Consider the following 22,246-nt stretch of genomic DNA (forward strand, 5'->3'; position numbering starts at 1 on the left):
GTTATTTATTTAATGATGGTGTTATTTTAAATTGATACTGATACATTTTGTCTCTCAGCAGGTATTTTTCCATTGGCCAAGCCTGCCAGCTGTCGATTCCTCCTACTCCCATTTGTTTGTAATCTATCTTTAAACTCGTCAAATCTCTTTCTTTAAGTTCCTCAGAATGTCTTTGATTTTTCTCTAATCCATCGTCTAAATCTTCATTTAAAAAGTGTAAAGCTGTAACACTCAGAAATTCATCCGAAGTAAACTTTATTTTTAAATCAGTATTTGATACTTCCAGCCACCTAACATCTGTTTTATTTCCTGTTTCCTGTGGCCGGATATACGGATAAAATTGTTCTGAAACGGTTTGGTTGTAAATTCCGACTTGAGAACTGTAATTTCTGTCGATATAATTTTCATGAGGACCTCTTCCGTAGTAGCTCATAGTGCTAAAATCCTTCGGAAGAATAATTTCCATTCCAAATCTTGGCAGCATTGGCACTTCTTTCGTTTTATCAATATACAGCTGCTCTTTTACATTTAGTTCACCGTTGCTGTTTATTTCATAAGTAAGTTCTAATTGTGAAGAAACCTGAGGAAGACTGTACGTTGCTTTTACCTGCACTTTATTGTCTTTTGTAATCGTGTAAGTCCAGCTTACAAGTGTTTGATTATCGGTTGCTTCTTTCCAAGCTGCAAGATTCCTTTGAAAATTAGCTCCAAAATCATTATCGTTTGGTGCTCTCCAAAAATTAGGACGCAATTGATAACCCTCTTTTAAAATGGGCTGATTGTTGAATGAATAAGCATTTATAAATCCTGATTTTTTATCAAAAACTATTTCAGCTTTATCACTTTTAAATACGGTACTGTTCTCTTTTTTCTCTACAGCAATTTTTCCAGTGCCTTCAATTTTTATATCGTTTTTCCAGCTTCCTTTGTATGCAAGCTGTTCTGTTGCTATCTCAAAACCTTTTGGCAAAAAGGGTTCATCTTGTTTGATGTGATAGGAAACATTGATAAATGCTTCACGAAACTGCTTTCCATCTAGATTAATTGGTAAGGTAAACGATTTTGTTTCATGAGAGCTAATGTCTAAATTATCGATAACACCGTTCGCGACTTCTTTTCCGTCTAAAATTAATTTCCAATGCAAACTCACATTGTTTAAGTTTTTAAAGAAAAATTCATTGTAAACTTTAATTGTTGTCGTTGCTGCATTATCCCAAGAAGTATGAATGTCCTGATATACATTTCGCATTTCAAAAGCATGCGGATTTGGTTTTCTATCCGGGCTGAAAACGCCATTGTTTAGAAAATTATTATCACTTGGTACATCTTTAGGGCCAAAATCGCCGCCGTAAGCAAAAACAACTGTTCCGTCTGGCTGTGTTTTATAAACCGATTGATCGATCATATCCCAGATAAATCCTCCCTGAAAATTAGGATGCGCTCTAATAACATCCCAATAGTCTTTAAAATTACCCATCGAATTCCCCATTGCATGCGCATATTCACATTGAATATACGGACGATCGGGATGTGGATTTGCCTGAATGTATTCTTCCATTTTATTTGGGGAACTGTACATTGGGTCGATAATATCAGAATCCCAATCGTATTTTAAATCTTTTCCGTCCCAAGCTCCAGCAGTTGCTCTCTCGTACTGAATTGGTCTTGATTTATCACGGTTTTTTATCCACAAATATCCTCTGTAAAAGTTGTAGCCGTTACCTGCTTCATTGCCCATACTCCAGATAATTACAGAAGTATGGTTTTTGTCTCTTTCTACCATACGCTGCATCCGCTGTAGATGTGCCAATTCCCAATCTGGTTTATTTCCTAGTGTTTTGGTAATATCATAACCCATACCGTGGGATTCTAAATTGGCTTCATCCACTACATAAATTCCGTATTTATCACATAAGTCATAAAAATATTCATCATTTGGATAATGTGATGTTCTCACCGCATTGATGTTAAATTCTTTCATCAATTTAATATCTTCTTCCATTCGTTCTCGGGAAACGGTTTGTCCAGTAACGGGATCCGTTTCGTGACGGTTAACTCCTTTTATGTAAACTGGTTTTCCGTTTACTAACAGCTGTCCCCCTTTTATTTCTACTTTTCTAAAGCCGACTTTTTGATGGATAACTTCTACAACTTTTCCTTTTTTATCTTTTAAAATAAAATCTACCTGATATAAATTTGGAATTTCTGCACTCCATTTTTTTGGATTATTTACAGCAAATTCAAATGTTCCTTTTTTAGATAATTCAGATACTGTGATATTTTTTGAAGCAATAATCGTTTCGCCGTCTTTTAGTTTTACTTCTAATGTGTAGCTGTCATTTTTATTTAAACCTGAAAACTCCGTGGAGATTTTCAAACTCCCGTTTACATACGAAGCGTCCAGATCTGGAATGATTTCATAATCTTTCAAATGCACTTTATTTCTGGCGATCAGATACGTATCTCGTGTAATACCGCTCATTCTCCAGAAATCCTGACATTCTAAATAGGAACCGTCACTCCATTTCATTACTTTTAATGTGATGGTGTTTTTACCGGTTTTTAAATATTTATTTAAATTGAATTCAGACGGTAACTTACCATCTTCGCCATAACCAACATAAATGCCATTTATCCAAACCGTAAGATTTGATTTTGCAGCGCCAACATGCAGAAAAATATCTTTTCCCTCCCAGCTTTTATCAACCGTAATTTCTCTTCTATACACTCCAGTCGGATTATAGGCTGTTGGAACAAAAGGTGGTTTTATTGCAATATATTTAGCAAAATCATAGGTGGTATTGGTATAAATAGGATATCCGTAACCATTTACATCCCAGCTGGCAGGGATTTTAAAGTTGTCCCAGTTTTTATCATCAAAAGTGTTGCTCTCAAATCCGATTGGTAAATCATTTGGACTGTCTACGTATTTAAATTTCCAAGTTCCATTTAAATCCAGATAATTTTTAGATTGCCTCCAGTCGTTTTGAGCCACCGCTTCATTTTCAAAAACAAAATAAGAGGCATGCATTGGTTCTCTGTTCTCTTCATTGATTTTTTCATTCAGCCAAAAAGGAGTAGCATCTTGCGCTAAACAAGGTAACGAGACTGTTAAAAATAATAGTATAGCTGAGAGACTGATTTTCATCAAATTAATTTTATAATTATTTCCAGGGCATTTTAAATTTAGCATCTTCCATTCTATGTCCTTTTTCATCATCAGAAACTGCATAATTAAAACCTGATCTTAGGCTGTACCCTGCATGCTCGCCATCTTTATTCAATGCTATAAAACCAACTTGCAGATATTCCATGTCTTTATGGTTTTTATGCTTGTTGTAAATCCGTTCTGTGATTTCTTTGCAGGCATCAAAAGGCGATTTTCCCTGACGCATTAATTCGACCACCATGGCACTTCCTGCAGTTCTAATCACAGCTTCACCTAGACCAGTTGCTGCAGCTGCACCAACTTCGTTATCCAGGAAAAGACCCGCGCCGATTATGGGGGAATCACCGACGCGACCGTGCATTTTCCAGGCGGCGCCGCTAGTAGTACAGCCACCGGTAAGATTTCCATCTTGATCTAACATTAGCATGCTTATGGTATCATGATTTTCTATATTGATTACTGGCTTATATTTAGAATCTTCGAGCCATTTTTTCCAGTCTTTTTCAGATTCTGGCGTTAACAGGTTTTCTTCTTTGAACCCCTCAGAAAGTGCAAATTGAAGTGCTCCCTGACCCGCCAGCATCACGTGCGGTGTGTTTTGCAATACTCTTTTGGCTACCGAAATAGGATGCATAATACCTTGCAGAAAACAAACCGAACCACAATTGCTATTGTGATCCATAATGCAGGCATCTAAAGTTACTTTTCCATCGCGGTCAGGATAGCCACCATAACCAACGCTTCGAACCTTTGGATCAGCTTCAGGAATTTTCATTCCGGCTTCAAGCGCATCTAAGGCTGGTTTTCCTGCTTTTAATTGTTTCCATGTTTCTTCATTAGCAGGTAAACCATGATTCCATGTTGAAATAACAACAGGCTTTTTTTGCTTTTTTTCAATGCCTTCCGTTTTATTCTCTGTAGCAGCAAGTCCGCTATGACCAAAAAATGAACTTACGGCCAACGTGCCTAAAGTAGTTTTTTTTATAAAATCTCTTCTGTTTGACATAAGTTTTAGTTTTTAGTTAAATATTTTAGAAGATAATGCCATATTATTTTTAGTGTTTTTATTTGGTAATAATCCCATATTAAATACTAAAATGCCGCCTTCGTTAATTTCTTTTTGTGTTATATAGTTTCTCTCTATTTTTTGTCCATTCAACTCAATAGATTGTATGTAGCTATTTTTAGTATTGTTATTGAATGCTTTTATAATAAACTTTTTACCGTTCTCTAAATTGATTGTTGCAGTACTAAATAAAGGCGACCCAAAACTATACACACCCTGCGCAGGATTTACTGGATAAAAACCCAAAGAACTCAGCACATACCATGAAGACATTTGTCCGCAATCTTCGTTTCCGCAGTGCCCATTTGGAGCATTTTTATATTGTGTCGTTAAAATATCCCTGACTAATTTTTGTGTTTTCCATGGTTTACCAATATAATTATATAAGTAAGCTACATGATGACTGGGTTCATTTCCATGCGCATATTGTCCTATCATTCCTGTACTGAATATGGGCAGTTTATCTCCTTTAACTGGCTTTAAAGAAAACATGGTATCTAATTTTTTTTCAAATGCATCATTGCCTCCAAGCACATTAATCAATCCTTCAATATTTTGAGGAACAGACCAAAAATACTGCCATGCATTGCTTTCGCAGAAATAGGGCGTATATTCTTTTGGTATAAAATTATTGATAAAATTGCCGTTTTCTAATTTAGGACGCATGAATTTACTTTTGGCGTCATACAGATTTCTCCAGTTTTCAGAACGATTCAAGAAATATTCGTAATCGCTTAATTTATGTAATGCTTTTGCAAACTGCGCCAGACACCAATCATCATAAGCATACTCCAGTGTTTTTGAAACTGACCAATTTTCATTGGAATCATCTGCAGGAACATATCCTAAAGTTTTATAAGTATCTAACTGTCTTGAATTAACCATTGAGCTTTCTTTACATGCTCGATAAGCTAAATCAGTATCAAAGTTTTTTATTCCTTTAAAATAAGCATCAACAATAACGGGGATGGCATGATTACCAATCATCATATTGGTTTCATTTCCCTGTAATGACCATACAGGCAGCAAACCCGTTTCTTTATAATGTGCCAATAATGAATTAATCATATCCGACACTCGTTTTGGATGTAAAATAGTGTACAAAGGATGAGCCGCACGATAGGTATCCCATAACGAAAACGTATCGTATCGATCAAAGTCTTTAGCATTTATAATACTATCATTTGCCCCTTTATAGTTCCCATTACAATCACTTAACAATGTAGGTGCCAGCATCGATTGATACATCATTGTATAGAAAATTTTCTTTTTGGTATCGTCTGGCGTTTCAATTTGAATTTTATTCAGTTCTTTTTCCCAAAGAGCCGAAGCTTTCGTTTTATAACCTTCAAAATTAAAATCGGGAGCTTCCACTGCTAAGGATTTGTAAGCTCCTTCAATAGCGGCTGTAGAAAGACCTGTTTTTAAAACTATTACTTCAGCAGCAGCAGTATCATAATTTAAAATAATTTTGGTTTTAATTCCTTTTGAAGGATTGGTTGTAAGCGAATCATTTTTGAAAATCTGATAGGATTTAAACGGTTTTGAAAGTTTTATTACAAAATATACGCGCTGCACTTTGGCCCAGCCGGTAGATTTCCTATACCCTTCAATAGTCGTTTTATCCACAACATTAATATAGGTATCTGTAGGTGCATCCCAATTTAATGCATAGCCTAAATCAATGTGAATTTGTGATGCATTATCTTTAGGAAATGTATATTTATGAATACCTGTTCTAGCTGTGGCTGTAAGTTCGGCTTTTATTCCAAAATCTAATAAATCTACTGCATAATACCCCGGAACTGCTGTTTCTTTATCATGTGAAAATCTGGAGAACGGTATGAAATTATTGTCTTTAATCCGTTTTGAGAATCTGCTGTTGGTGGGCATCACCAAAATATCGTATAAATCGCCCGCACCAGTTCCCGATAAATGCGTATGAGAAAAACCAGAAATAATAGAATCTTTATAATAATATCCTGAAATTCTATCCCATCCCGGAATGCCAATATCAGGACTTAATTGTACCATTCCAAAAGGTACAGCTACTCCGGGATACGTATTCCCGGGACCAGCTGTACCAATGAATGGATTTACATACTTAGTTAATTGAGCATAACTTTTATGCAGCCCGCAATTAGACAAAACCAATACAAATAATACATATATCAGATATTGTTTTTTCATTATTTATTTTAAGCTTTCTTTTGTTGCTGCGATTGTTTTCAAATTACTGTCCGTCAAAGCATTTCCATCATAAAAAGAAACACCTCGCGCACCATTTTCTTTTGCCAATAGAATCGCTTCTTTTAGTTCTTTGTCTGATTTTAATCCTGGAATGTAAATTCCTGTATTTATCTTCGTTTGTTTTCCTTCTAAATCCGTTACACCTTGTTTGGTAGCATAACCAACCCAGTCAATTTCCTCATCATAAAAACTGTGATAAATCATCGGGTAGACTTCATCAATATTCCATTTGTCCCAGCGCTGACGTACCATGTGATCTGCCATTTCAGGATAAGGGAATACGGCTGCTGTTAGTTTTTTATTGTACTTGTGGGCAATTTTATATGCATCGTCAACAACCGCTTTTATGGCATTTAACCGGAAGTTTTTCCACTCCATATCGATTGATGTATTGTGGCTTGTTTTTGGATTTTTATGATGCAATCTTTCAAACTTGCTTACACACGCATCGCAATAACAAAAATCGAATTGTGGCAATTCTACATCCTGAACCAGATTGTATTTTGGCAATAAACTGATTGGCAAAAAGATATCTGGGAAACGAATGTAATCTAAATGAACGCTTTCTATTCCTTCTACTTTTGCCAGACCTTCAACCAAACCTAAAACGTGATCTCTGGATTCTTTTTTTGTAGGACACAGCCATTGGTAATAATCTACGTATGGACGATTATCAAAACATGATTTTCCCTCTTTACTTACTTGATACCAATCTGGATGCTGTAAGGCTACTGAATCTCCAGGTCTGTTCATAGCCATAATCCAAGCGTGTACTTTTAACCCTTTTTCTTTTGCAATTGGCACTAATCTTTCTAAAAGTTTTGGGTCAGTATTGGTATTGATCAAAACTTCATCAATACCGCCATCTTTATATTTTTTAAATTCTTTTGCGTAATCTTCATTGGTTCTTTTCGCATCAGCTGTAATCCATACACCAAATTTGAAAGTGGTTTTTTCTTCTTTTTCTGCACATGAAAAAATACTCAGTGCTACTAAAAAAAGGAATAGTTTAGTTAGTTTCATTTTGCTTTTTTTTAATTCGTTATAATTTTACCATCTTCTTTAATAATGTACTTTGTATTACTAAAAGGACTTTTTACTGAAATATTATATCCTGCTGCATGATTTTCGAGTATTGGTTTTAAAACTCTATTATCAATACTAATCCCTTCTTTAGTGAGATCTGCAATAGACTTAGCCCATGCTTTATGCTTTTGATAATATTCTTTTTGCAATCTGTAAAGTGCGTATAATTCCCATTTTACTTTTTCATCCTGTGGAATTACAAAACTATTATCAGCTTCTTTCGAAGAGAAATAAACATACCCCCATTTTTCGGGTTCATGCATATTGATGACTCCCATTGGTGACCAGACCCAGTTGTACTCCGGCAAAAATTTTCCATCAGTACCTTTCTTACGTTCGTAACCTTTGTCTGTTACCGTGTGCTGCCAGTTTACTCTCGAAAAATTTACTCTCCAGAATTTATCTACAGGTACATTTTTGTCAAAATAAGAAGTTTTATAAGATGCCCAGGGAATCGCCATTTCTAATACCCAGCCTTCATCTCTGTCGTTTGGGTTATTAAGCGTTCCATTGATTTTTACTGCCGATTTTAGACTTGGAATATTCCAGTCATTCAAAACAACATTATCATTTTCACGGTAAGGTTTTGATAAAAAAAGATCCCAAGCTGTATTTAATGCATTTATTTCTAATTCATAATAGTTAAAAGTATCGCTGTCCGGATCAATAAAAACCTCAAAATCATTGTTGTAAAAGATAATTGTATCCCGTTGTTTCAAATTTGCCCATACATCAGGCTCATCAAGTTTCGCTAGTACATAAAAATTGGTATCATCCCAGAGCATTTTAACTTTTGTTCCATATTTGGGTTTCTCAACACCCTCGATATCTGTAAAAAGAGCTGTCCAAGCCGCTTTGTTCCAAGCCGCATCAGACTCGTCTCCATCAATTACAATTGAATTCTCCGTTTTAGATGCTGTATACGTTTTAGGCGTAATTCGGTTCTTTGATTGTGAATAACCAATTATCGAAATAAGCCCTAAAGCAATTGCTAACCATTGAATTTTTAAATGCATGCTGTTTTTATAAACTGTTATCTTTTGTAAATTGTATTACTTCGCTTAGTTTACCAAATGCCATTGCAACGACGGTATCTGCAGCTCCGTAATATACGGCTAATTTATCTTCTTTTGTATCGTGCAAGGCAGCACAAGGAAATACTACATTAGGTACATCCCCAACCATTTCGTAAGTCTCTGCAGGTCCTAATAAGTAAGGCTGAGTTCTGTATTTTACCTGATCTGGTGCGTCTGTTTCTAATAAAGCTGCTCCCATTGCATAACGGAAACCGTTGCAGGTATTAATAACACCATGGTAGATCATTAACCAGCCTTCTTCCGTTAAAATAGGAATTGGTCCTGCACCCACTTTGGTACACTGCCAGGCACTTTGCTCAAAAGGGCTTGGTTTCATTACCAATCTGTGTTCTCCCCAATATTTCATGTCCGGGCTGTAACTAATCCAGATATCTCCAAAAGGCGTATGTCCATTATCACTAGGACGGCTTAACATGGCATATTTTCCGTTTATTTTTTGTGGAAATAAAACTCCATTTCTGTTGAAAGGTAAAAAAGCATTTTCACATTGAAAAAATTCTTTAAAGTCAAAAGTATAACCAATACCAATTGTTGGTCCGTTGTACCCATTACACCAAGTAATCCAATAACGATCTTCAATAAATACTACACGGGGATCGTATTTATAAGCCGATTCAATCATTTCGGTATTTCCAGACTGCATTACAATTGGCTCATGATTGATGTCCCAATCGATACCATTTTTACTAAAACCAGCAAAAATATTCATTTGTACTGCTTTGTTATCACATCTAAAAACGCCTGCAAATCCATCTCCAAAAGGTACTACAGCACTATTAAAAATACTGTTTGATGAAGGAATTGCGTATCTGTCAATAATAGGATTTTCAGAATATCTCCACATTACATCATTACTGTTTTCGGGTCTGTCTTGCCAAGGAATAGTACTCATTTTACTTTATTTTAAATTTATGTTTTTATTTTTTAATCTTCTATTTTACGGACTCGGTCCAACCAAGTAAATTTTAAAGTAACGGTCGTAGCCAAAAACACGATTAATGCAGCAATTGCTTTTGGATAATCTTTAATAATGAAGAAAATCGGAAGCAGGATCATACTCGACTGCCATACAATTCCAATGACACAATTGAGCATATCTTTATAAAAATCATTATTTTTTTGAAAAGAATTATCTTCTAATTTTAATGTTTTATATACTGGACTCCACCAGCCCCAAGGTCTCACGTTGGTGTAAAAAGATTTTAAGACTTCAATATCTGTTGGTTTGCTAAAGAAAGTTCCTAAAAGACAACCTAAAATAGAGAAACCAAATATTATTGGAAACAAATAAATTGCCTGTACTTGCGCTAATTCGTATAAAAAAGATCCTTCAGGTAAACTTCCTTTGGCCTGACCTAAAGCAAATTGTAAGGAAGCCACAATTAATCCGGCGAACATTCCCCAAAAATAACCCCATCCGTTAAAACGCCACCAAATCCATTTTAAGAAATTGGCAGCCACATAACCTCCGTATAATGCACTCGTAATCCAAAGCGTTAAAGAGTTGATAGAATCTGCAAAGAATCCCATAAAAACACCCAGACCAACAACTATAAAAGAAGAGATCTGACTTACTTTGATATAATGTGCATTTGTTGCTGCAGGTTTAAAGTATTTTTTATAAATATCATTTACAATATAGGCTGGGCCTGCATTTACAAAAGCAGAGAATCCAGACATAAATGCAGCTAATAAACCTGCTAATAAAATTCCTTTGATTCCTACTGGGATATATAAATTAACTACTTTTGGCATTAATAGTTCTAAGTCCGCGCCGGTTAAACCTGAATTGGCATTCAATTCTGGTGCTAAATTCATCAAGGCAATTACCACAATTCCTGTGATCAATAAATATCTGGGAATAAACAATATTAAATTAGTAAACCCGCTCATATATGCCGCTTCTTTTACCGATTTAGTAGAAAGAATTCTCTGTAAATCATAACTTGGCGTAGGTCCCGCAACACTGGCAAAAAATCCTTTGAATAAAGTCATCCCTATAAAAGCACCAAACATTTTGTAGCCTTCAGAATCAATTAACTGATTGAAGGTTTGAAATTTATCACTCCACTGCGTTTCGAACTGCCATCCGAAAAAGACATTTTTCCATTCCTCAGTAATAACCGAATTAATCTCAAGCTGCGAATAATTAATAAAAGCGTAACCGGCAATAAGAACTCCAGCAATAATCATGATTAAATATTGCACAACTTCTGTTGCAACGACTGAAAACATCCCCCCTTTAACCGTATAAATTGTAGTTAAAAATATAATTATCAAAGCATAAGAACGTTCTGATGTCAATAGCAGCAAATCGCCATAATGAAGCGATAAATCCCAAGGAAGAATTATGGTTATAAATTTTCCGATTCCTTCAAAAAAGTAAGCAATAAAACCAATGGTCGAAATGATGGCAAAAATAGCCACTATAATATGGGATGCTTTCCCAGCTCTGTCACTCCCAAAACGAGTTAAAATCCATTCAGAGCCTGTCATTACTTTGGATCTTCTAATCCAGACAGCCAGAAACATCATCACAAAAATCTGATTCCAAATGGGCCAAAGCCACATAAACATGAAACTTTTTACACCATACAAAAACAGTACTCCAATCATCCAGGAAGTTCCCGAAACATCAAACATTCCTGATCCGTTACTTAGACCTAGGAAATACCATTTGATTGTTTTCCCGCCAAGGAAATAATCATCTAACCCTTTTGATGCTTTTCTTGAAATCCAGATTCCTATTCCTACCGAAAGCAGAATATAAATCACGATGATTGATACGTCAATAATATCCATTAATTTTAGTTTTTATTAGTTAGTTTTTGTTTAGTCCTTAGTTATTAGTCCTCAGTCCCTAGTTGTTACTGCTTAGTGAAAACTGCTTTCTGCCCACTGTAAACTGCTTACTTCTTCCCTTTTGATCCCCAGTTTTTATTAGGGGCAGCTCCCATTACAAAATGCAGAATACCTCCTTGTAAAATTTGCTGATGTGTGATAAAGGTTTTATTGAAGGGAATACCGTTCAAGGTTGCCGATTGGATGTAAAAATTTTTATTGGAAACATTTTCTGCTTCGATTATAAAACTTTTTCCGCCTTGAAGATGAAGTGCTGCTTTTTCGAATATTGGGCTTCCTATCTCATATTCGCCCGAAGCTGGATTCATTGGATAAAACCCTAATGAGCTGAAAACATACCAAGCTGACATCTGGCCACAATCTTCATTACCGCTCAATCCGTTTGGTGTTGTATTGTATTGTGTATCTAAAATATGATGCACCCAATATTGCGTTCTCCAAGGTTCATGGGCTTTATTGAACATGTAAGCAATATGATGACTTGGCTCGTTTCCATGTGCATATTGGCCGATCAATCCCGAAATATCAGCAGAAACATTACTTCCAGTAATCTCAGAACTTTCCGTAAATAACTGCTCTAAACGTTTGGTGAAAATTTCATTACTACCGTGAAGCGAAATAAAATCTTCAACATTTTGCGGTACAAACCAGCTGTGCTGCCAAGCATTTCCTTCAGTATAATCAGTATGTTCTCTGTGGTTAGAATGTTTAGGATCGAATGGTTCATTCCAAGATTTCCCGTCTTCCGATTTTCCTCTCATAAATCCGGTTGCTGGATCAAATAGATACTGATATGCTTTAGAACGTTTTATAAAAAATTGATAATCCTCATTTTTTCCTAATGCTTTTGCCATTTGTGCCACACACCAGTCATCATAAGCATACTCAAGAGTAATAGTAACTGATTCATCCAATAAATTATAGGGAATGTAGCCAAATTGCTTGTAAAGATTCAAGCCGCGTTCATCCTGCATCATCGTGGTTTTCATGGCTTGAAATGCCTTCTCAGCATCAAAACCTTTAATGCCTTTTAGATACGCATCTGCAATTACAGGAATCGAATGATAACCTGTCATAGTATTAGTTTCGTTGGCATATAGTGTCCAGACTGGCAGTATTTTTTTTGTATCATAATACGCTAACATAGAGTTTACCATATCTGAAGTTTTGCCTGGAGCCAATAATGTCAATAAAGGATTTTCGGCTCTAAAAGTATCCCAAAGTGATAAAGTGGAATACGCAGTGTAGTTTTTTGCAGTACTGATTTCGTCATTCTCTTTTCGAAACTGTCCGTTTTTATCATTGTACGTAACAGGTGCTAATTGAGCATGATACAAAGCAGTATAAAATATTGTTTTAAGAGAATCAACGGGAGTTTCGACAGTTATTTTACTCAAAGCATCGTTCCAAACAGCAGCCGATTTAGATTTTGCTGTTTCAAAATCAGAACTTTCCGGATCCAGATTATCTTTTGCATTTTCTGTACTTACAGATGATAATGCTACTTTTACGTAAAGTTCATCACTTTTTTCTGTATCAAAAAACAATTGTACCGCCGTATTTTCTCCTTCTGCCTTATTGCCTGAAACTATTTTTTTATCAGCAGTTACCGTTGATTCTGAAATTGCTTTTGAAAATTTAGCCACAAAAAAAACTTTCTGGTTTTTTGCCCAGCCTGTACTATATCGATAACCGCTTATCGTGTATTTATCTTCAATTGTAATAGCAGTTTTTAAGGCTTTGTCCCAGTTAATTGCAAAACCAAGATCAATTACTACTGATTGCCTGTCACTTTCAGCGTAAGTATATTTATGAAAAGCGGTGCGTTGCGACGCAGTTAACTCCACGTTAATTTTAGGATCTTTCAAATAAACCTGATAATAGCCAGGTTTTGATTTTTCGTTAAGATGGCTGTAAACTGATTTATAAGGAAGTAAATCTCTGGTTGTTCCTTTAGTTGTTAGATCTACTTTTTTATTAATTGGCATAATTAGTATATCTGCCAAATCACCAATTCCGGTGCCGCTTAAATGCAAATGACTGAACCCTGAAATAATAGAATCTGAATAATGATATCCTGAACACCAATCCCAGTTTGACACTCCGTTATCTGGACTTATCTGAAGCATCCCAAAAGGAACTGTTGCCCCTGGGTAGGTATGTCCGTGACCACCAGTACCAATAAAAGGATTTACATTATCGACAAGAAAAGCTTTATTACGGTTATTTTTTTCTAATTTTATCTTGCAACTTGTAGCAAAAATTATACATAAAACAAACAAAGTAAAATTCCTCATATAAATATTCTTAATTTAATTTTAAATTTAAATAAATTTACTTTTTATTAAAACAAATTTAGACGGACAACACATAAACTTAGATAAACATCAAAAAAAGTCACAAAACACTATATATATCATGATTTTAAATACAGGCAAATTATATAGAATACCATTGCGCTACCATATTATATTTTGGTTAACTTATTTCATCTTTAACACCTTTCGCTGGGGAAGTTATTTCAATGATTATGTTTATTCTTTAAAAACAAATTTATTAGGCTTCCCCATTCACATGACATTATGTTATCTGAATATTTTGATACTTATGCCTTATTTGGTTTATCAGAAAAAATATGCTTTGTATGTTATATCTATTTTATCTGCCATATTTATTATGGTAATTGTAAAGTTTAATATGACCTATCTTTTTATAACTCATGAAGTCTGGCCCGAAGGACCTGAAACAATAGATAAACTAACGCTCAATTATACTATTGACATGATGATGGGGGAATTATATGTAATCACATTTGTTACAGCTATTAAGATTACTTTTGATTTATTAAAAGAACAAAAAAGAGCCACTGATCTTCAAAAAACGCAATTAGAAACTGAATTACTTTTTTTAAAATCTCAAATTTCACCGCACTTTTTTTTCAATACCCTTAACAATATTTATTCTTTATCCGTTGAAAAGTCGAATAAAACTCCAAAAATTGTTCTTAAACTTGCGGAATTAATGCGTTATATGCTGTATGAAACAAAAACGAAGAGACAAACATTAGCAAACGAAATACTCTGCATTCAAAACTATCTGGATCTGGAGCGGATTAGAAATGACGAGCGTCTGGAGATAAACATGTCTATTTCTGGAGACATACACAACAAGAAAATTGCTCCCGTCATATTATTGACTTTTATTGAGAATGCATTCAAGCATGGAGTCAACAAAAACACCGGAAAAGTAAAAATTGATATTAGTTTCAAGGTCAAAGAAGAGCATCTTTATTTTTCAATTTCAAACCCAAAACCCGAAATTACGATGCATACAGATAATTTTAACAAGTCAAGTGGGATAGGAATCGAAAATGTCAAAAAAAGACTTGAATTGGGGTATAATAAAAGCGATTATACGCTTTCATTTAAAAATAAAAAGGATATTTTTGCTGTGAAGCTTGTAATTAAGGTGGTATAATTCATAATAAACGCCTTTTTCCTGAATTCCCCCTCTAATAATCTACCAGGAAATTAATAATAAAAGAAATGAAAACAACTTGTGTAATTATTGACGATGAGCCATTGGCTATTAATATTATTAAAAACCATTTGGAACATATTGAAAATTTTGAAGTAATAAACACTTTTAGGAACTCAATCGAAGGATTAAATTACTTAAAAGAAAATTCAGTAGATGTAATTTTTTTAGATATAAATATGCCTGTTCTGGATGGTATTAATTTTATTAAAAGTTTAGAAAATCATCCTTTACTAGTTATTACCAGTGCCTATAGCCAATTTGCTATAGAAACTTATGAATTAGATGTGTTAGACTATTTAGTAAAACCCATCGAATTCCCTAGGCTGATGAAAACTGTAAATAAGATTAACAAAAGACTCAGCAATATCCCAAAAATTGCTTCGGAAAACAGTAAAGAAAACCCTTTTATTTTTGTTAAAATTGACAAGAAGAGAATGAAGAAAATACTGTTAAATGAAATTTTAGTTATCGAAAGCTTAAAAGACTATTTAAAAATAAACACCTTAACAGGTAAATACATCATACACAGTACCCTATCTGACTTCACCAGCTTATTACCCGAAAAAGATTTTATACGAATCCATCGATCTTACACGATAGCCATTGATAAAATTGATGCTGTGGAAGGAAACAGTATCGAAATAGAAGGCATCAGATACGTTATTGGAAGATCTTATATTGATGAAGTAAAACAAATAATCTTAAATACTTCGATATAATTTTTTATGACTGTCCGCAAATAATACCATGTATTTTTTTGCCACTGATTACACAGATTCTCACAGATTTCATTACTTTTTTTTAAAAAAATCTGTGTAAATCTTTTTAATCTGTAGCTAATTCGATCTGTTTGGTATTTAGTTAAGGATAGTCATATAATTTAAAAAAAAATAAAGAATCATAAAATAGAAAATGCAGCCGGATCAAGACTGCATTTTCAAAGAAAAAAAACGTAACTAACCAAAATTATTATTAGCTAACTAACAAACTAAAAATAATATCTTTTAAATGCCTCAATTGCTGAGTAATCTGCTAATCCTAAATCATGGTATTTCTTTGCTGTTAAGCGGTTTCTGTCTTCAACACGTACCCAAAACTCTCTATTATCATCTCCTTGAAACATAACACCGTCTTTTTGAGTCTGGTGATAAAAAATGGCATGACGTTTTTTAAGTACCTGATCCGGGCTCATCGGGACGGCCATCTCAATTTGATACGATTCCCATTCATGCCAAGCACCACGGTACAGCCAAACCCAGCAGTCATCCATATAACTATTCGATTTTAATCTCTTTAATGCTTCAAACAAACTGTCCAGACAAACTTTATGAGTACCGTGGGGATCAGCCAAATCTCCTGCAGCATATATTTGATGCGGTTTTATAGTATCAATAAGAGTACACATAATATCGATATCTGCATCTGTAAGATTATTTTTCTTAACTGTTCCCGTTTCATAAAAAGGTAAGTTCAAAAAATGAACATTCGAATCAGCAAGACCTAAATATCTTGTAGCTGCAAGAGACTCGCTCCTTCTTATTAATCCTTTTAATTTTCTAACCTCTAATGCATCAATATTATTACTAGGACCGTTCTTTATCAGGTTTATAATATTTTCTGATTCTGCTGCATTTACATTTAGTGCTCTTGAAATTTCAGCAAATTTTAAAGCTTCTTCGTTAGAAACTGCAATATTACCTGATGTCTGATAAGCAACATGCACATCATGTCCCTGCTCTACAAGCCTGTCAAAAGTTCCTCCCATCGAAATAACATCATCATCCGGATGTGGACTAAAAATGATGACTCTTTTTCTTGCCGGAGCAGAACGTTCTGGTCTGTAAGTATCATCAGCATTTGGTTTTCCTCCTGGCCAGCCCGTAATAGTCTGCTGCATTTTATTAAACATTTTAATATTCAAATCATAAGCAGTCCCTTCTTCTGTCAAAAGGCTCGACATACCGTGATCGTTATAATCTTTGTCCGTTAATTTAAGAAAAGGCTTATTTGTCAACTCGCTCAGCCATACAACGGCTTTAAGTTTTAATTCCTCAGTCCAAACACATAACTTAACCAGCCATGGCGTTTTTACTCTTGTCAGTTCCGAAGACGCTTCACTATCCAGGACAAAAGTTGTGTTTTTATGTTCCTGCAGATAACTTGCCGGCACTTGAGAAGTAATTTCGCCCTCTATGGTTTTTTTTATAATTGATGCCTTACTGACGCCCCAGCCAAGAAGAACAATCCTTTTAGCATTTCGAACAGTATCAATACCCATCGTAATTGCTTTTCTAGGTACATTATCGATACCTAAAAAAGAAGATGCAGCATCCATGCGCGTCAAGTGGTCTAATGTAATACTGCGGGTTCCTGAATTTATGTGAGATCCTGGCTCATTAAAACCGATATGACCTGTCCTTCCGATTCCTAAAAGCTGAAAATCTAATCCGCCATAAGACTTAATCTTCATTTCATAATCAATGCAATATTGCTGCAGCTCCTCATTACTGACTTTTCCGTTTGGAATATTTACATTTTCAGGAAGTATATTTACATGATTAAAAAGATGCTCATGCATAAAATAATAATAACTCTGAATGTTAGTACTATCCATAGGATAATATTCATCTAAGTTGAAGGTTACTACATTTTTAAAACTTAAACCTTCCTCTTTATGCATTCTAACAAGTTCTTCATACACTTTTACTGGCGAAGATCCTGTTGCTAATCCTAAAACACATGGTTCATTTAACTCTTCTTTTCTCTGAATTAAATTTGCAATTTCTTGTGCCACTAATAATGAAGCTTCTTGCGATGAATCGAAAATTACATTGTGAATTTTCTCAAAACGTGTTTCTTCAAACTTTCCAGCCTCTTTAAAATTTATACCTTCTCTAATCATTTCTGGTTATTCATTTAATTTATTAAGATAAAATTATGTATCTATTATTCAAAAAAAATAAATATTCGACTAATAACCCGTGAACTTCGGCAAAAGACATTATTAGAAACTTAAAATTATTTTTTGCTTTTACCCGTTTCGTAATTAATTAATTTAACGATCCGTTTTTATTTAGCAAAGCACTTATTTTCAGAGTTATTAGTAATCCTTAATGGATAATTGTTTATTTACTCTTCAATAACATTTATTTCACCAATGGAAACCACCTGCCCTTTTCCTACTGCTGCCAAAGCGACAAAACGCAGATATCTGGCAGTAACTTTACTAAAAGTTTTCACTTGTTCTATTGGATTATTTTTAATGTTTGAAAATTCACCTTGTGATTGTTTTATCCATTTTACATTATCTGTACTGGTATAAAATTCATAATTAGATATCAAATTAAGATTATTACCCACTTGCTGAGGTACATAAGTAAAACCAGTTATTTTACGAACAGCTCCCATATCGATACTTAGCTGCTGCGGAAGCTTATTTGCGTCTCCGCCAAAACTCCAATCTGTATCTGGATTACCATCAATAATCCGGTCTGCAGTTTTTAAATCGCCGCTGGAAACCGCAATGATTTTCCATTTTTCTTTGGATACTCCATACTTTGCGGTTTTTACAGCACTGCTTATATTTTCTTTAGTGTTTCTGGCAATTGCCTTAAGTGTAAAAGCTTTATTATAGGCAAAAGCTCCTTTGTATAAAATACTTTTTTCGGATGGTACACTCCCATCAACAGTATAATAAATACTATTTCCCTCTTCAGCTTTTATAGTAACTTCACCCTTTTTATCTCTTTGTATCGTTGGAATGCGAACGAAAGTTGGTGCATTGTAAGCTTGAATATTGGAAATAACTACACTTGCCTTTGCCACTGTAATGTTAATTTTAAGTGCATCTGCAAGAACTCTTTTTGTTCTTAAAATTCTTTTATAGCCAATAGTTGTTTCATTGGCGATTGTCTCCCATTTTCCGTTAGTTTTGACCTCAACATTAAATGCTTTAACCCGTTGTCCCAGCTTTATATATTCCTGAATCAGGATGCGGTTAATTGCTGTAGGTTTTTCAAATTCAAATTCTATAGAAGCTTCTTTCACATTATCATCTGCAGCCCAATACGTATTTTTATCATTATCAATTGTATTTTTAGGACCAAATTTATTATCATTTCCTCTAACATTATCAGCACTAACTTTAGAACCTGCTAAAAGTTCTTTATTAAAATCAGTTTTTATAACAGCAACCAATTCTTTCAATCTTTCCTCATCATTTTCGTTCACCAAACCTCTCCTGTCAACAGGCAGATTAAGCAAAAGTGTAGCATTACGGCCAACTGATTCATAATAAATATCTACCAATTCATCCAAAGAACGTACTTTATCATCCTCAACAGCATGGTAAAACCAGCCGGGTCTGATTGAAACATCGGCCTCGCCTGGCACCCATTTTTCGCCGTCTTCATGTCCAGACATAAACTCGGTATAATGTACTTTTCCTGCCAATTCATCTTTTTGGCGCAAAAGTGACCAATTGGTAGTATTCGCCCGTCCTTCTTCATTTCCTATCCACCGCGCTTCTGATGGACCAACTCCCCAGACAAGTGTTTTTGGTGCAAGTCTATAAATCAGCTTATAGGTTTCGTCCCAATTATAATATTCAAGTGTGTTTATTTTTCTAGTTTCGTCTGCACCGCCATAATAACCATCACCGCCATTTGCACCATCAAACCACATTTCGAAAACATCTCCATAATTGGTCAGTAACTCCGTTAACTGATTTCGGAAATAAGTAATATATTTTGGATTACCATAATCCAGATTATTTCTGTCCCAAGGCGAAAGGTACAATCCTAATTTCAGATTGTATTCCCGGCAGGCTTCGGCTAGTTCCTTTACCACATCGCCTTTACCATTCTTCCAAGGAGAATTTTTTACAGAACGTTCAGTGTAAGCAGATGGCCATAAACAAAAACCATCGTGATGTTTGGCAACTAATATAATCCCTTTCATCCCTGATTCCTTAGCTATACGCGCCCATTGGCGTGCATCCAAAGCTGTAGGATTAAACAATTCGGGAGATTCGTCGCCATAGCCCCACTCTTTATTCGTAAATGTATTTAATGAGAAATGGACAAAAGCATAGAATTCCATTTCCTGCCAATCCATTTGTTTTTGCGTGGGTACAGGATAACAAGGTGCTGGAGCTTTTGCCAATTCCTGACAATAGATTGATTGTACAACGCTAAAAAAACTCAGCAATAGAAAAATGTTTTTCATCAAGGTTCTAATTAATATTTTATTAGTTAGCTAATTAAAACAATAAATTTAAACTTAATTAACATACCCGTTCATACTATTTCGACCAACAGCTATTTACGGAGGGTTTTGGAATAATTATTCGAAAAAAAACTTCATTTGAAACAGCTAACATCTATTTATTGAAAGCTGTCAAAAAATAGTGATAGAGTTTTTAAAGAGGGATTTTGTCTACTATAAAAGACATCAATAAAATCAATACTTCGAAAAGCATTTTATTTTAAGTGACACCTCGACAGACACCTCTCTATTAGGATACAATTATCTTAAATTCAAAGCATTAAAATACAAATATAATTGACTGAATAATAAATAATTAATACTAAAAATTTAACCTTTTTAAAAAATCTGAAGAAATAGAATTAAACGATGAGAAAGAAATGATGTGATTTAATTTTGAAATTATTGTCATTTTCCCAGTTTTTTTAATGATCCAGAGCAAGCATATTAAGTGATTAAGAAATAGCCTTATTTTTATTTCCAAGATTATTACTGATTTGAATTTCCATTTGAGCAATAATTTTGTTTCCTTCAGCTTCTGTCGATTTGAGCTTAGTTTGGCAAAAAGTGATTAAATCCGATGCTCTTTTTACCTTAATGGCAAATAATATATGTACAGAAATTGTTTCGTTTTCGATCTAAGAAGCAATTAGAGCCAGCTCTTTATAAGCCTCTTCATAAGTTAGTTTTATCTTTTCCATCGTAGAATGTTTTTTGTTTAACGGTTGTTTTAATAATTGTATCGGAAAGTATAATATCAATATCTCTTACAATTTTTATGTCGCGGGGATTGCTCGTTATTTTATTATTGACCTTAACAATTGCATATCCTTTTTTAAAATGTTTTCAGGAGCCATCATCTTGATAATTGAAATATAGTACCCTAAATCGCCTCTTTTGCTTTTTTGATATTGATTGCTGCATGTTTTTAAACCAATAGCAATGCAATGCTTAAGTAATAAAAACAATATTCTATTAATAAGAATTTTAGTGTTTGGATAGTTCTTGACATCATATCGTTTTAAATTTTCTTTTGATAATTTCATAATTGCAATAAATACACTACAAATTTTAAAATGTTATTAGAAATCAACTAATGTTTGAATTCTATCTTTAAGCAGTATGCTTTTCTCAACTGTAATTTCAATTCTATTCCAAACTCATTATTTCCTAATTAGGAAGTAGAAAGGATTTTCTTAGATGAAAATTTTATGAACGATTGAGGGATAGTGGTTATAATGAGAATTGGAAGAAAATAAACAAATGTAGGATGGTGCTATGAATCTTTTTTGTTGTATAAATGCTTCATGTTAAAGAGTTTCATAACAAAAGAACTTATGGTCAAAATCACTAAAAGCAGGTATTGTATCTTCAACTAAAATATAATAATGTTGTAGAATTCTTTTTATGAAAATTTTAAAAGAAAAATTAATACAAATTAATGTATCTAAAAAACTACTTATGAATAAATACTTTACGTTATTATTACTCTTAACTGGCATTCTATGTCATGCTCAATTAATTACATTTAGCTACGATGCTGCAGGGAATCAAATAATCCGTAAACTTTGTATAAGTGGATGCACAGCTAAAAAATCCGATACTAAACCCAAGGAAATAGAAGCTTTAGTTCCTGAAGATATGCAAAAATTCTTCCCTGAAGATGTTATTTCTTATTATCCTAATCCCGTAAAAGAAGAGTTATATCTCAAATGGGAACTTATAGACAGCAATACCGTAACTTCAATAAAGGTCTATAACCTGAACGGTCAATTGGTGAAATCATATTCCAACCTTGAAAAAGAAAATGCTGAAAATATTCCTTTTCAATCCTATCCAACAGGCATTTACGCTGTAGTATTATTTTATAGCAACAATGAACAAAAATCTATTAAAATTATAAAGCAATAA

At 34.1% G+C, this 22,246-nt stretch carries 13 protein-coding genes; 3 read left to right on the forward strand and 10 right to left on the reverse strand.

Going from position 1 to position 22,246, the window contains the following annotated elements:
• Nucleotide 1: 1 nt before the first annotated feature.
• From IRZ80_RS16175 to IRZ80_RS16210, 8 genes are all read right to left on the reverse strand, one after another.
• Entirely contained in the window at nt 2-3,148 is a 3,147-nt protein-coding gene (locus IRZ80_RS16175; RefSeq protein WP_194642616.1) for a glycoside hydrolase family 2 TIM barrel-domain containing protein, read from the reverse strand.
• Nucleotides 3,149-3,164: 16 nt separating this feature from the next.
• A complete protein-coding gene (locus IRZ80_RS16180) occupies nt 3,165-4,175 on the reverse strand; it encodes an isoaspartyl peptidase/L-asparaginase family protein (protein ID WP_194642617.1) in 1,011 nt (336 codons plus the stop codon).
• A 12-nt stretch (nt 4,176-4,187) separates the two neighbouring features.
• Nucleotides 4,188-6,425, reverse strand: coding sequence for a GH92 family glycosyl hydrolase (locus IRZ80_RS16185; protein WP_194642618.1), 2,238 nt, complete (start codon nt 6,423-6,425; stop codon nt 4,188-4,190).
• A 3-nt stretch (nt 6,426-6,428) separates the two neighbouring features.
• Nucleotides 6,429-7,508 (reverse strand): putative glycoside hydrolase, encoded by a 1,080-nt coding sequence (locus IRZ80_RS16190; RefSeq protein ID WP_194642619.1) that lies wholly within the window; start codon nt 7,506-7,508, stop codon nt 6,429-6,431.
• Between the two features lie 11 nt (nt 7,509-7,519).
• Nucleotides 7,520-8,587 carry a carbohydrate-binding family 9-like protein gene (locus IRZ80_RS16195; RefSeq protein WP_194642620.1) on the reverse strand — a complete coding sequence of 356 codons (1,068 nt, stop codon included), beginning with the start codon at nt 8,585-8,587 and terminating at the stop codon, nt 7,520-7,522.
• A gap of 7 nt (nt 8,588-8,594) precedes the next feature.
• Nucleotides 8,595-9,560 carry a glycoside hydrolase family 130 protein gene (locus IRZ80_RS16200; RefSeq protein ID WP_194642621.1) on the reverse strand — a complete coding sequence of 322 codons (966 nt, stop codon included), beginning with the start codon at nt 9,558-9,560 and terminating at the stop codon, nt 8,595-8,597.
• 32 nt (nt 9,561-9,592) lie between these two features.
• Nucleotides 9,593-11,470, reverse strand: a complete 1,878-nt coding sequence (locus tag IRZ80_RS16205) for a sodium:solute symporter family protein (RefSeq protein ID WP_194642622.1) — start codon at nt 11,468-11,470, stop codon at nt 9,593-9,595.
• Between the two features lie 107 nt (nt 11,471-11,577).
• Complete coding sequence (locus IRZ80_RS16210; protein ID WP_194642623.1) at nt 11,578-13,827, reverse strand: GH92 family glycosyl hydrolase; 2,250 nt, start codon at nt 13,825-13,827, stop codon at nt 11,578-11,580.
• A 121-nt stretch (nt 13,828-13,948) separates the two neighbouring features.
• Here IRZ80_RS16210 and IRZ80_RS16215 point away from each other — a divergent pair, with 121 nt between their 5' ends.
• Nucleotides 13,949-15,007 (forward strand): sensor histidine kinase, encoded by a 1,059-nt coding sequence (locus IRZ80_RS16215; protein WP_194642624.1) that lies wholly within the window; start codon nt 13,949-13,951, stop codon nt 15,005-15,007.
• 68 nt (nt 15,008-15,075) lie between these two features.
• Entirely contained in the window at nt 15,076-15,789 is a 714-nt protein-coding gene (locus tag IRZ80_RS16220) for a LytR/AlgR family response regulator transcription factor (protein ID WP_194642625.1), read from the forward strand.
• Nucleotides 15,790-16,058: 269 nt separating this feature from the next.
• Here IRZ80_RS16220 and nagB read toward each other — a convergent pair whose 3' ends face one another.
• Nucleotides 16,059-17,972 carry a glucosamine-6-phosphate deaminase gene (nagB, locus tag IRZ80_RS16225; RefSeq protein WP_194642626.1) on the reverse strand — a complete coding sequence of 638 codons (1,914 nt, stop codon included), beginning with the start codon at nt 17,970-17,972 and terminating at the stop codon, nt 16,059-16,061.
• A gap of 227 nt (nt 17,973-18,199) precedes the next feature.
• Complete coding sequence (locus tag IRZ80_RS16230; RefSeq protein WP_194642627.1) at nt 18,200-20,296, reverse strand: alpha-L-fucosidase; 2,097 nt, start codon at nt 20,294-20,296, stop codon at nt 18,200-18,202.
• A gap of 1,446 nt (nt 20,297-21,742) precedes the next feature.
• On the opposite strand from IRZ80_RS16230, the gene IRZ80_RS16235 reads away from it, so the two are divergent.
• A complete protein-coding gene (locus IRZ80_RS16235; RefSeq protein ID WP_228520933.1) occupies nt 21,743-22,246 on the forward strand; it encodes a T9SS type A sorting domain-containing protein in 504 nt (167 codons plus the stop codon).

The organism is Flavobacterium sp. HJJ (assembly GCF_015351475.1).
Lineage (GTDB): Bacteria > Bacteroidota > Bacteroidia > Flavobacteriales > Flavobacteriaceae > Flavobacterium > Flavobacterium marginilacus.

Coding starts and splice junctions, on each gene's coding strand:
- IRZ80_RS16200 (WP_194642621.1), bottom strand. CDS start 9,560: ATGAGTACTATTCCTTGGCAAGACAGACCCGAAAACAGTAATGATGTA.
- nagB (WP_194642626.1), bottom strand. CDS start 17,972: ATGATTAGAGAAGGTATAAATTTTAAAGAGGCTGGAAAGTTTGAAGAA.
- IRZ80_RS16180 (WP_194642617.1), bottom strand. CDS start 4,175: ATGTCAAACAGAAGAGATTTTATAAAAAAAACTACTTTAGGCACGTTG.
- IRZ80_RS16195 (WP_194642620.1), bottom strand. CDS start 8,587: ATGCATTTAAAAATTCAATGGTTAGCAATTGCTTTAGGGCTTATTTCG.
- IRZ80_RS16185 (WP_194642618.1), bottom strand. CDS start 6,425: ATGAAAAAACAATATCTGATATATGTATTATTTGTATTGGTTTTGTCT.
- IRZ80_RS16235 (WP_228520933.1), top strand. CDS start 21,743: ATGAAAATTTTAAAAGAAAAATTAATACAAATTAATGTATCTAAAAAA.
- IRZ80_RS16205 (WP_194642622.1), bottom strand. CDS start 11,470: ATGGATATTATTGACGTATCAATCATCGTGATTTATATTCTGCTTTCG.
- IRZ80_RS16175 (WP_194642616.1), bottom strand. CDS start 3,148: ATGAAAATCAGTCTCTCAGCTATACTATTATTTTTAACAGTCTCGTTA.
- IRZ80_RS16210 (WP_194642623.1), bottom strand. CDS start 13,827: ATGAGGAATTTTACTTTGTTTGTTTTATGTATAATTTTTGCTACAAGT.
- IRZ80_RS16230 (WP_194642627.1), bottom strand. CDS start 20,296: ATGAAAAACATTTTTCTATTGCTGAGTTTTTTTAGCGTTGTACAATCA.
- IRZ80_RS16190 (WP_194642619.1), bottom strand. CDS start 7,508: ATGAAACTAACTAAACTATTCCTTTTTTTAGTAGCACTGAGTATTTTT.
- IRZ80_RS16220 (WP_194642625.1), top strand. CDS start 15,076: ATGAAAACAACTTGTGTAATTATTGACGATGAGCCATTGGCTATTAAT.
- IRZ80_RS16215 (WP_194642624.1), top strand. CDS start 13,949: ATGATTTTAAATACAGGCAAATTATATAGAATACCATTGCGCTACCAT.